4 protein-coding genes, 1 tRNA gene and 1 rRNA gene are annotated in these 12,529 nt (G+C 71.5%); 1 reads left to right on the forward strand and 5 read right to left on the reverse strand.

Features of this window, described 5'->3' with window-relative positions:
- Positions 1 to 109: 109 nt before the first annotated feature.
- From ABT403_RS30980 to ABT403_RS30990, 3 genes are all read right to left on the reverse strand, one after another.
- Entirely contained in the window at positions 110 to 2,869 is a 2,760-nt protein-coding gene (locus ABT403_RS30980; RefSeq protein WP_344165938.1) for an FtsK/SpoIIIE family DNA translocase, read from the reverse strand.
- A 205-nt stretch (positions 2,870 to 3,074) separates the two neighbouring features.
- Entirely contained in the window at positions 3,075 to 3,755 is a 681-nt protein-coding gene (locus ABT403_RS30985; protein WP_344165936.1) for a response regulator, read from the reverse strand.
- 234 nt (positions 3,756 to 3,989) lie between these two features.
- Entirely contained in the window at positions 3,990 to 9,497 is a 5,508-nt protein-coding gene (locus ABT403_RS30990) for a HAMP domain-containing protein (RefSeq protein ID WP_344165934.1), read from the reverse strand.
- A 228-nt stretch (positions 9,498 to 9,725) separates the two neighbouring features.
- On the opposite strand from ABT403_RS30990, the gene ABT403_RS30995 reads away from it, so the two are divergent.
- On the forward strand, positions 9,726 to 12,248 hold the full coding sequence (locus ABT403_RS30995; protein WP_344165932.1) for a SpoIIE family protein phosphatase: 2,523 nt from the start codon (positions 9,726 to 9,728) through the stop codon (positions 12,246 to 12,248).
- Positions 12,249 to 12,355: 107 nt separating this feature from the next.
- Here the strand turns inward: ABT403_RS30995 and ABT403_RS31000 are convergent.
- Together ABT403_RS31000 and rrf are read right to left on the reverse strand one after the other, a co-directional pair.
- Positions 12,356 to 12,431, reverse strand: a tRNA-Thr gene (locus ABT403_RS31000).
- Positions 12,432 to 12,436: 5 nt separating this feature from the next.
- Positions 12,437 to 12,529 (reverse strand): 5S ribosomal RNA (gene rrf, locus ABT403_RS31005); the annotation flags it as partial.

Genomic DNA, 12,529 nt, shown 5'->3' on the forward strand with positions numbered 1-12,529 from the left:
TATGGCGAGGTCGCGGCCCGCCGCTGCCTCCCTCAACTTGACGCACGCCCAAGGGAAACGGTTGCCCGCCGATCCCCCTACGGTCGGGTGAGACCGGCGGATCCCCGTTCTAGGGCGCCTCGCCCCGGATCACGGCGAGCACCCCGTCCAGTTCGTCGGGTTTGACCAGGACGTCGCGGGCCTTGGAGCCCTCGCTGGGGCCCACCACCCCGCGGGACTCCATCAGGTCCATCAGCCGCCCCGCCTTGGCGAAGCCCACGCGCAGCTTGCGCTGGAGCATCGAGGTGGAGCCGAACTGGGTGGAGACCACCAGCTCGGCCGCCTGGCACAGCAGGTCCAGGTCGTCGCCGATCTCCTCGTCGATCTCCTTCTTCTGCTTCTGCCCGACCGTGACGTCGTCCCGGAAGACGGGGGCCATCTGGTCCTTGCAGTGCTGGACGATGCCCGCGATCTCGTCCTCGGTGACGAAGGCGCCCTGGAGGCGGACCGGCTTGTTCGCGCCCATCGGCAGGAACAGCCCGTCACCCTTGCCGATCAGCTTCTCGGCGCCGGGCTGGTCCAGGATGACCCGGCTGTCGGCGAGCGAGGAGGTCGCGAAGGCCAGCCGCGAGGGCACGTTCGCCTTGATCAGACCGGTCACCACGTCCACCGAGGGCCGCTGGGTGGCGAGCACCAGGTGGATGCCGGCCGCGCGGGCCAGCTGGGTGATCCGCACGATGGAGTCCTCGACGTCGCGCGGGGCCACCATCATCAGGTCCGCGAGCTCGTCGACGATCACCAGCAGGTACGGGTACGGGCTGAGCTCCCGCTCGCTGCCGGGCGGCAGCTTGATCTTGCCGTCCCGGATCGCCTGGTTGAAGTCGTCGATGTGCCGGTACCCGAAGGCCGCCAGGTCGTCGTAGCGCAGGTCCATCTCGCGCACCACCCACTGGAGGGCCTCGGCGGCCCGCTTGGGGTTGGTGATGATCGGGGTGATCAGGTGCGGGATGCCCTCGTAGGCGGTCAGCTCGACGCGCTTGGGGTCGACGAGGACCATCCGCACGTCCTCCGGGGTGGCCCGGACCATGATCGAGGTGATCAGGCAGTTGATGCAGGAGGACTTGCCGGAACCGGTGGCGCCGGCCACCAGCACGTGCGGCATCTTCGCGAGGTTGGCCATGACGTAGCCGCCCTCGACGTCCTTGCCCAGCGCGACCAGCATCGGGTGGTCGTCCTCGGCGGCGTCCGCCAGCCGCAGGACGTCGCCCAGGTTGACCATCTCCCGGTCGGTGTTCGGGATCTCGATGCCGACCGCCGACTTGCCCGGGATCGGGCTGATGATGCGCACGTCGGGCGAGGCCACGGCGTAGGCGATGTTCTTCGCCAGCGCCGTGATCCGCTCGACCTTCACGGCGGCGCCGAGCGTCACCTCGTAGCGGGTCACCGTCGGGCCCCGGGTGAAGCCGGTGACCTGCGCGTCCACCTTGAACTCGGTGAACACGTTGGTCAGCGCCGCCACCACCGAGTCGTTGGCGGCGCTGCGCGTCTTGCCGGGGCCGCCCTTCTCCAGCAGGTCCAGCGAGGGCAGGGAGTACGTGATGTCACCGCGCAGCTGGAGCTGCTCGGCGCGGGGCGGCAGGGGCTGGTTCTCGGGCGGGGACTTCGTCAGGTCCGGCACCGACAGCGTCCCGGAGGCGGCCGCGGTGCGCTCGTGCGGGGCCTCGGCGGCATCCGGCTCCGCGGGGGCGGCGGCCGGGGCGGCGGGCCGCTCCTCGCGGGCGGGCGGCACCGGGGCGGTGATCTCCACGCCGTCCCGCTGCGGGGTGATCCCCTGGGTGAGGTCGGCGACCACCGGGGACGGCGGCAGCCCCCCGTAGACCACCCCGTCCAGCGCGGCGGCGGCAGCGGCCGCCACGTCGACGGCGTCCATCTCCCGCTCCCCCGGCCGCGCGGCGGCCCGCCGCGGCCGGCGCCGCTTGGCCAGCGCCGCCTCCTCGGCGGCGTCGGCGGGGTCCTCCGGCCCCGCGGCACCCTCGGTACGGGCCCGCCACTGCTCGGCGTCGTGCCGGTCGGGGCGGCCGTACCCCTCGTCGTATGCGGTGGGGGCGATGATCCCCAGCCGGATCCCCAGCCCGCGCAGCCGCTGCGGGATCGCGTTGACCGGGGTGGCGGTGACGACCAGCAGGCCGAAGACGGTCAGCAGCACCAGCATGGGCACGGCCAGCGGCGCGCCCATGGTGAAGATCAGCGGCTTGGAGGCGGCCCAGCCGATGAGCCCGCCCGCGTTCTGCATGGCGGTGGTGCCCTCGTCGCGGCCGGGCGCCCCGCAGGCGATGTGCACCAGGCCGAGGACGCCGATGACCAGGGCGGACAGGCCGATGCCGATGCGCCCGTTCGCGTCGCTCTGGTCGGGGTGGCGGATGAAACGTACCGCCATGACCCCGAGCAGGATCGGCACGAGCAGGTCCAGCCGCCCGAAGGCCCCGGTGACCAGCATCGTCACCAGGTCGCCGACGGGCCCGCTCAGGTTGGACCAGGTCCCGGCGGCGACGATCAGGGCCAGCGCGAGCAGCAGCAGCGCGACGCCGTCCTTGCGGTGGGCGGGGTCGAGGTTCTTCGCTCCCCGGCCGATGCCCCGGAAGGCCTTGCCGACGAGGTGCGCGAGCCCCAGCCAGCAGCCGCGCACGAGCCACACCACACCCCCGGTCGGGGACGGCGCCGCCTTGGGGGCGGTCTTCTTCGCCGGGGCGCGCTTGGCCGCCACGGCCTTCTTCGCGGGGGGCTTGCGCGCCGGGGCCGGCTTCTTGGCAGGCGCCGTCGTACGGCCGGGGCGGCCCTTCGCGGCGCCCGCGGTGCCCTGGGAACCCTTGCCGGACGTACTTGAGGCCATGGGCCCGAGGTTACCGGTGCGCGCGCCGGTGGACACGCGTGCCCACCCCTTCACCCGTTCGTGTCGCCCCGTCCGTACGTGCCGTGACGCACCGGCAGACCTGACGGTCCCCCAGGCGGGCCCGGAGCCGGGCCCCTTCGCCGGAATCGCCCGCTTCGCCCGGCGTGGAGCACCCGCGCCGGGCCACCGGGTCCGGCGCGGTCCCTCAGCCCTGGGCGGGCAGGACGGCGGCGGTCCCGCCGGCTCCCGGCTCCAGCGCGTCCAGGGCCCGGCGCAGCCCCGTCAGCTTGCGCTCCAGGTGTGCGGCCGTCGCCACCACGGCGGCGTCCGCCGAGTCCTCGCCGAGCTGCTTGGTCAGCGCCTCGGCCTGCTCCTCGACCGCCGCGAGCCGCGCGGAGAGCTCGGCCAGCAGCCCGGCCGCCTCCTTGCTGCCGTCCCCGTTGGAACCGCCGCCCTCCAGCTGGAGGCGCAGCAGGGCCGCCTGCTCCCGCAGTTGGCAGTTCTTGGTGTAGAGCTCGACGAAGACCGAGACCTTGGCGCGCAGCACCCACGGGTCGAACGGCTTCGAGATGTAGTCCACCGCGCCCGCCGCGTACCCGCGGAAGGTGTGGTGCGGACCGTGGTTGATCGCGGTGAGGAAAATGATCGGGATGTCCCGGGTCCGTTCGCGGCGCTTGATGTGCGCGGCGGTTTCGAACCCGTCCATTCCCGGCATCTGGACATCCAGCAGGATGACCGCGAAATCGTCCGTCAGCAGCGCTTTGAGCGCTTCCTCCCCCGACGACGCCCGGACCAGTGTCTGATCGAGCGCGGAGAGGATGGCCTCCAGCGCCAGCAGATTCTCCGGCCTGTCGTCGACCAGGAGGATCTTGGCCTTCTGCACCATGCCCTGTCCTCCTCGCCCCGGCATGGGGCCTCCCCGGCTCCGGGCGCCGGCCTGTGTGCCGGGGCCCGCCCCAGAGGACGGCGTCTTCGCGCCGTCCGTCCTTGTGCCGGTCATCGTAGCCCCAGTCCCGAGATCGCCACACCCTGTCACCAGGATGTCACTGTGCACGAAGCGGAAACGTGGCGGGAGGGCAGAAGGTTCCCCCTGCGCCCTCCCGTCACGCCCGGCCGCCGGTCAGTCCCCGCGCATGTGCTGTTCCATGACCGACAGTAGGTAGTCCGGCTCCACCGGCTTGGTGACGTAGTCGGAGGCCCCGGAGTCGATGGCCTTCTCCCGGTCCCCCTTCATCGCCTTCGCCGTCAGCGCGATGATCGGCAGCCCCTCGAACTGGGGCATCCGCCGGATCGCCGACGTCGTCGCGTACCCGTCCATCTCCGGCATCATGATGTCCATCAGCACCACCGCCACGTCGTCGTGCTGCTCCAGCACCTCGATGCCCTCCCTGCCGTTCTCGGCGTAGAGCACCGCCAGCCCGTGCTGCTCCAGCACGCTCGTCAGGGCGAAGACGTTGCGTACGTCGTCGTCGACGATGAGCACCCGCTCGCCGTGGAAGTCGTACGTACGCGGGGCCGCCGGCAGCGGCTCCTGCTCCTCCCACGCCACCGCGTCCGGCTGCCCCGGCACCTCGGTGCGCGGCAGCGGACCGGTCAGCGGCTTGCGCCGCCGCCGGAACAGCGACGGGGAACCCTGCCCGGCCGGCTCCGCCACCGGCAGCGCCTGCCGCACCGGGACCGGGTTCTTCGCAATCGCCGGCAGCGCCGCCACCTGTACGGGCTGCGGGGCCGGCAGCGCCTCGGCGGCCGCCCTGCGGTACTCCCCGCGCGCCCCGCCGGGCGTGGGTGGCGCGTAGCCCTGCGGCGGCAGCTCGCTCGGGTGCAGCGGCAGGTACAGGGTGAACGTCGACCCGCGCCCGGGCTCGCTCGCCGCGTGGATCTCCCCGCCGAGCAGCCGGGCGATCTCCCGGCTGATGGACAGGCCGAGCCCCGTGCCGCCGTACTTGCGGCTCGTCGTACCGTCCGCCTGCTTGAACGCCTCGAAGATCACCAGCATCTTGCTCGCCGCGATCCCGATGCCGGTGTCCGTCACCGAGAACGCGATCAGGTCCGCGTCCGCGTCGCGCAGCGAACCGGCCTCCAGCAGCTGCTCCCGGATGGCCGTGGGCACGTCGGCGCCGGCGGGCCGGATCACCAGCTCCACCGCCCCGTTGTCGGTGAACTTCACCGCGTTCGACAGCAGGTTGCGCAGCACCTGGAGCAGGCGCTGCTCGTCGGTGTGCAGGGTCGCCGGCAGCTCCGGGGAGACCCGCACCGAGAAGTCGAGGCCCTTCTCCGCCGTCAGCGGCCGGAAGGTGGCCTCCACGTAGTCGACGAGCTGGACCAGCGCGATCCGCGTCGGCGAGACGTCCATCTTCCCCGCCTCGACCTTCGACAGGTCGAGGATGTCGTTGATCAGCTGGAGCAGGTCCGAGCCCGCGCCGTGGATGGTCTCCGCGAACTCCACCTGCTTGGGCGAGAGGTTCTCGTCCGCGTTGTCCGCGAGCAGTTTCGCCAGGATCAGCAGCGAGTTGAGCGGGGTGCGCAGCTCGTGCGACATGTTCGCGAGGAACTCGCTCTTGTAGCGCATCGAGACCGCGAGCTGCTCGGCGCGCTCCTCCAGGACCTGCCGGGCCTCCTCGATCTCGGTGTTCTTCACCTCGATGTCCCGGTTCTGCTGGGCCAGCAGCTCCGCCTTCTCCTCCAGTTCCGCGTTCGCGGCCTGGAGCGCCTTCTGCCGGTTCTCCAGCTCGTCGGAGCGCTCGCGCAGCTGCTCGGTCATCTCCTGGGACTGCTTGAGCAGCATCTCCGTCTTGGAGTTGACGGAGATGGTGTTGACGCTCGTCCCGATCATCTCGGCGATCTGGCTGAGGAAGTCCTTCTGGATCTGCGTGAACGGCTGGAAGCCGGCCAGCTCGATGACCCCGAGCACCTTCCCCTCGAACAGCACCGGGAGCACGATCACGTGCGCCGGCGGCGCCTCGCCGAGGCCGGAGGAGATCTTCAGGTAGCCCGGCGGGGTGTTCTCCACCAGGATCGTCCGCTTCTCCTCGGCGACCATCCCGATCAGCCCCTCCCCCGGCCGGAAGGAGATCGGCATCTGCCCGCCCGCGTAGGCGTAGCTCCCGCGCATCCGCAGCTCGTACGAGCCCTCCGCGCCGCCGTCCGTCCCGATCTCGGTGCTGCCGCCGGTGGGCACCGCGAGGAAGAACGCGCCGTGCTGCGCCGCGACCACCGGGGTCAGCTCGCTCATGATCAGCTTGGCCACGTCGTCCAGGTCCCGGCGGCCCTGCATCAGGGCGGAGATCCGGGCGAGGTTGCCCTTGAGCCAGTCCTGCTCCTTGTTGGCCAGGGTGGTGTCGCGCAGGTTCGCAATCATCGTGTTGATGTTGTCCTGGAGGGCCTGGATCTCGCCCGCCGCGTCCACGTCGACCTTCAGGCTCAGGTCCCCGCGGGTCACCGCGGTGGCCACGGCCGCGATGGCCCGCACCTGACGGGTGAGGTTGCCGGCCATCTCGTTCACGGACTCGGTCAGATCCCGCCAGGTGCCGTCCACGTCGCGCACCCGGGCCTGGCCGCCCAGGATGCCCTCGGTACCCACCTCACGGGCCACCCGGGTCACCTGGTCGGCGAAGGAGGACAGCTGGTCCACCATCGTGTTGATCGTCGTCTTCAGCTCCAGGATCTCCCCGCGCGCGTCGATGTCGATCTTCTTGGTCATGTCGCCCTTGGCGATGGCCGTCGTGACCATGGCGATCTGCCGCACCTGGCCGGTGAGGTTGGAGGCCATGAAGTTCACCGAGTCGGTGAGGTCCTTCCACGTGCCCGAGACGCCCGGGACGTGCGCCTGGCCGCCCAGGCGGCCCTCCGTACCCACCTCACGGGCCACGCGCGTGACCTCGTCCGCGAAGGAGGACAGGGTCTTGACCATCGTGTTGACCGTGTCGGCGAGCTGCGCGACCTCGCCGCGGGCCTCGACGGTGACCTTCTTCGTCAGGTCGCCGTTGGCGACGGCCGCCGACACCTGGGCGATCCCGCGCACCTGGGCCGTCAGGTTCCCGGCCATCGTGTTGACGTTGTCCGACAGGTCCTTCCAGATGCCCGTCACCCCGCGCACCCGGGCCTGACCGCCGAGGATGCCCTCGGTGCCCACCTCGCGGGCCACCCGGGTCACCTGCTCCGCGAAGGAGGACAGCTGGTCCACCATCGTGTTCACCGTGGTGACCAGTTCGAGGATCTCGCCCTTGGCGTCGACGGTGATCTTCTTGGACAGGTCGCCCATGGCGACCGCCGTGGTCACCTCGGCGATGTTGCGGACCTGCGAGGTCAGGTTGTTCGCCATGAAGTTGACGGACTGGGTGAGGTCCTTCCAGGTCCCCGAGACCCCCTTCACCTCGGCCTGGCCGCCCAGGATGCCCTCGGTGCCCACCTCACGGGCCACCCGCGTCACCTGCTCCGCGAAGTTCGAGAGCTGGTCCACCATCGTGTTGATGGTGTTCTTCAGCTCCAGGATCTCCCCGCGCGCGTCCACGTCGATCTTCTGCGACAGGTCACCGCGCGCCACCGCCGTCGCGACCTGGGCGATGTTGCGGACCTGCGAGGTCAGGTTCCCGGCCATGCCGTTCACCGAGTCCGTCAGGTCACGCCACACGCCGGCCACCCCGGGCACCTGGGCCTGACCGCCGAGCCGGCCCTCCGTACCCACGTCCCGGGCCACCCGGGTCACCTGCTCCGCGAAGGCCGAGAGCTGGTCCACCATCGTGTTGATGGTGTTCTTCAGCTCCAGGATCTCGCCCCGCGCGTCCACGTCGATCTTCTGCGACAGGTCACCGCGCGCCACCGCCGTCGTCACCTGGGCGATCTGACGCACCTGGGAGGTCAGGTTCCCGGCCATGAAGTTGACCGAGTCGGTCAGCTCCTTCCAGGTTCCGGACACCCCCTCGACACGGGCCTGGCCGCCGAGGCGGCCCTCCGTACCCACGTCCCGCGCCATCCGCGTGACCTGGTCGGCGAAGGAGGACAGCTGGTCCACCATCGTGTTCACGGTGTTCTTCAGCTGGAGCATCTCGCCGGAGACGTCCACGGTGACCTTCTGCGACAGGTCGCCGTTGGCCACCGCCGTCGTCACCTGCGCGATGTTGCGGACCTGGCCCGTCAGGTTGCGGAAGGCGGTGTTCACCGAGTCGGTGAGGTCCTTCCACGTGCCGGCCGCCCCGGGCACCTGGGCCTGACCGCCCAGCTCACCCTCGACGCCGACCTCACGGGCCACACGCGTCACTTCCGAACCGAAGGACTGGAGCTGGTCCACCATCGTGTTGACGGTGTTCTTCAGCTCCAGCATCTCGCCGGCCACGTCCACCGTGACCTTCTGCGACAGGTCACCGTTGGCCACGGCGGTCGTCACCTGGGCGATGTCCCGCACCTGCGTGGTCAGGTTCCGGAAGACCGTGTTCACCGAATCGGTGAGGTCCTTCCAGGTACCCGCCGCCCCCGGCACCTGCGCCTGGCCGCCCAGCAGGCCCTTCGCGCCGACCTCGCTGGCCACGCGCGTGACCTCGTCCGCGAAGGTCCGCAGGGTCTCCGTCATCTGGTTGATCGTTTCGGCCAGCTGCGCCACCTCGCCCCGCGCGCTGACCCGCACCTTCTGTGACAGATCACCGTTAGCCACGGCCGTCGTGACCTGCGCGATCCCGCGCACCTGGGCCGTCAGGTTGCCCGCCATCGTGTTGACGGAGTCGGTCAGGTCCTTCCAGACGCCCGCGACCCCGGGCACCTTCGCCTGACCGCCCAGCTCACCCTCGGTGCCCACCTCACGGGCGACCCGCGTCACCTCCGAGGAGAAGGAGGACAGCTGGTCCACCATCGTGTTCACGGTGTTCTTCAGCTGGAGCATCTCGCCGGCCACGTGCACCGTGACCTTGCGCGAGAGGTCGCCCTTGGCCACCGCCGTCGTGACGAGGGCGATGTCACGCACCTGAGCGGTGAGCCGGTAGGCCATGGTGTTGACGGAGTCGGTCAGATCCTTCCAGGAACCCGACATTCCGCGCACCTGGGCCTGCCCGCCGAGCTTCCCCTCGGTACCGACCTCCAGCGCCACCCGCGTCACCTCGTCGGTGAACGCCGACAGCTGGTCGACCAGGTTGTTGACCGTCCGCCCGACCTTCAGGAACTCCCCGCGCAGCGGATGCCCGGCCCCGTCCGGTGCCTGCGTCCGCAGGTCCATCCGCTGGTCCAGGTCGCCCTCGGCCACCGCCGACAGCACCCGGCCCACCTCGGACACCGGCCGCGCCAGATCGTCCACCAGCTGGTTCGAGGCGTCGATCGCGGCCGCCCAGGAGCCCTCGCAGGCCCCGTTCTCCAGCCGCTCGCTCAGCTTGCCCTCGCGGCCCACCATGCGCCGGACCCGCGACAGCTCCCCGGTCAGGTGCAGATTGCGGTCGGCGACCTCGTTGTAGACGGCGGCGATCTCCGCCATCACGCCGTCGCCGGACACCGTCAGCCGCTTGCGGAAATTCCCGTCCCGCATCGACACCAGGGCCGTGAGCAGCCGGTTCAGTGCGGCGGTATCGACCTCCGTCGTCCCGTCGCGCCGGGCCCTGCCCCCCTTGGGGCGCGTTCCCGTACGCCGCACCGCTGCGCCAGACTCCACCGTGTCCCTCCCGAAAGGGTCGACCACTGTTCCACCGGATCCCCGGCTGTCCAAGAGCCGGCTCTCCAAGCCTGCCCAGTGTTTCACCCCGGCCGAACCCGGCCATAACACTTCGGCACCTTCGCACACGGTCCACACCCTGCGGGTGGAATCCCCTACGACCGCCTCACGGCGACCGAGAAGGTAAGTAACCTGGCATCCGATGTCCCACCGCGTCGAAGGAGACTTGTGATCACGGCACGGGCGGCTGCCAGCTTCACCCCGCAAGGGCGGTCGGTCGCCGCTGCCCGCGCGTTCGTCCGCGACACCCTCCAGGGCTGGGGCTTCGCGGACATCGTCGACGACGCGGTGGTGCTGACCAGCGAGCTCGTCACCAACGCCGTCGTCCACGCCGGGACCCAGGCCGAGGTCCTGTGCCTGCGCGCCGAGGACGGCGTACGCGTCGAGATCGCCGACCGGTACCCCGAGCGCGAGCTCCCCCTGCGCCACCCCGACGAGCGCCCGTACGCCGACCCCGACCGCGAGAGCGGCCGCGGCCTGATGCTCTGCGCCGCCCTCGCCACCCGCTGGGGCGTCGAGTACACCGCCACCCACAAGCACGTCTGGTTCCGCCTGGACCTCCCGGACCGGCCGGTCGGTACCCGCTCGGCGGGACCCGTCGTCCCGGACCAGTTCCTGCCCCTGGCCGACAGCCGCGTCCGCGTCGCCGTCCTCCAGGTCGACGCCTCCGACGCCGTCTCCGCCTGGAACGAGGACGCCGAGCACGTCTTCGGCTACGCCGCCGAGAAGGTCGTCGGCCGCCCCCTCGCCGAGCTCGCCGCCTGGCCGCAGACCCCCGGGACCGGGACCGGCATCGCCGAGGCCCTGCGCCTGTCCCGCTGGGAGGGCAGCTACGGCATCCGCGGCGCCGACGGCCGCGTCATCCCCGTCTACGCCTCCCACCTGCGGGTCCGCGACGCGCACGGCGAGCCGTCCATCGTCTGCCTCCTCGTCCACGACGACGAGCGCGCCCTGCTCCAGACCCCCGTACGGGCCCCGGCCACCGACGGCCAGCTCTCCGACGCCCGCCCCGCCGACCCCTTCGAGGTGTTCATCGGCTCCCCCGCCCCCGACGACCTGGACGGCCTGCTCCAGCGCACCGTCGAGCGGGCCCGCGACATGCTCGACGCCGACGCCGCGTTCCTGCTGCTGGCCACCGACGACGAGACCGAGCTGGAGGTCCGCGCCACCACGGGCCTGCCCTCCACCCGGCAGCGCTTCGCGCGCGTCCCCGTCGAGGCCGGCACCAGCCGCTACGGCTCGGCCCGCCTGCCCGCCGTCCACGACGACCTCTCCGCCGTCCCCGGAGCCGTACCGCTCCTGGAGTCGACCGGCATGCGCTCCGTCGTCACCGTCCCCCTGAAGGTGGAGGGCCGCCTCACCGGCTCCCTCGGCGTCGCCGCCGAGAACCCGGGCCGCTACAGCAACGAGGAGGCCCTGCGCCTCCAGTTCGCCGCGGACCGCATCGCCCTCGCCGTCGAGTCGGCCCGCCTCGGCGAGCTGGAACGGCTGCGCCGCGGCTCCCTGTCCTTCCTCGTCGAGGCCTCCGACCTGCTGGCCGGCACTCTCGACCGGGACCAGACCCTGGCCCTGATGGCCCAGATGACCGTCCCGACGCTGGCCACCTGGTGCGCCGTCTACACGATCGCCGACCCGGCCTCCGACCCCTACCTCGCCTACGTCCTGCACGAGGACGAGGAGCGCATCGACGGCCTGAAGGCCCTGCTGTCCCGGGTGGAGCCGCCGGAGCCGGTCCGCGAGGCCGGTGCCCGCCCCTGGCCTGCGACGGCCGCCGCGGTCGGCGGCGAGACGGTGGTCCTGCCCCTCCTCGCCCGCAACCGGGTGATCGGCATGCTCACCCTGGGCAAGCCCAGCGGCGAGCACTTCCGCCGGGAGATCCTGGAACTGGCCGACGACCTGTCGCGCCGTGCGGCCCTGGCCCTCGACAACGCCCGCCTCTACTCGGAGCGCACGGCCATCAGCCGCTCCCTCCAGCGCAGCCTCCTGCCGCCCGGCTCCCCCGCCATCCCCGGGATGGAGGTCGAGGTGATCTACCGCGCGGCCGGCGAGGGCAACGAGGTGGGCGGCGACTTCTACGACGTCTTCCCGATCCGCGACGGCGCGTACGGCTTCGCCATCGGCGACGTGTGCGGTACGGGCCCCGAGGCGGCCGCCGTCACCGGCCTGGCCCGGCACGCCCTGCGCCTGCTGGCCCGCGAGGGCCTCGGCGGCCCGGCGGTCCTGGAGCGGCTCAACGCGGCCATCCTCGACGAGGGCGCCCGCAGCCGCTTCCTGACCCTCCTCTACGGGGAGCTCCACCCGCAGCCGGACGGCGGCGCCCTGATGAAGGTGGTCTGCGCGGGCCACCCGCTGCCGCTGCGTCTGCGCCCGGACGGCGAGGTCACCCCGGCGGCGGAACCGCAGCCGCTGCTGGGCGTGATGGACGACCTGGAACTCTACGAGCAGACGCTGTCCCTGGACCCCGGCGACGTCCTCCTCTGCGTCACGGACGGCGTGACGGAACGCCGCGAGGGCACCCGCATGCTGGGCGACGACGGCCTCACCGAGGTCCTCACCACCTGTACGGGCCTCACCGCCGGCGCGGTCGCCGCCCGCGTCCTGCGCGCGGTGGAGCGCTTCGCGGCGGAGCCCGCGTCGGACGACATGGCCATCCTGGCCTTCCGCGTCCCCCACCCCCGCGAGGGCACGTAACCGGCTCCCCCACCCGCCGGCCCGGGCAGCAGCCCGGGCCGGCGTCTTCCCCGCACCGCACCGGAAACGCAAAAAGGCCCCCGCCAAGAGGCGGGGGCCTTTTCTTATGGAGCCCTTTAACGGAATCGAACCGTTGACCTTCTCCTTACCATGGAGACGCTCTACCGACTGAGCTAAAAGGGCGGGTTGTTCGGCGGCGTCCTACTCTCCCACAGGGTCCCCCCTGCAGTACCATCGGCGCTGAAAGGCTTAGCTTCCGGGTTCGGAATGTAACCGGGCGT

Origin of the sequence: Streptomyces sp. NPDC000075 (assembly GCF_040301925.1) — a bacterium.
Taxonomy (GTDB): Bacteria; Actinomycetota; Actinomycetes; order Streptomycetales; family Streptomycetaceae; genus Streptomyces; species Streptomyces polychromogenes.

Excerpts from the sequence above, each read along its gene's own strand:
- ABT403_RS30980 (WP_344165938.1), bottom strand. The coding sequence starts at position 2,869 with ATGGCCTCAAGTACGTCCGGCAAGGGTTCCCAGGGCACCGCGGGCGCC.
- ABT403_RS30985 (WP_344165936.1), bottom strand. The coding sequence starts at position 3,755 with ATGGTGCAGAAGGCCAAGATCCTCCTGGTCGACGACAGGCCGGAGAAT.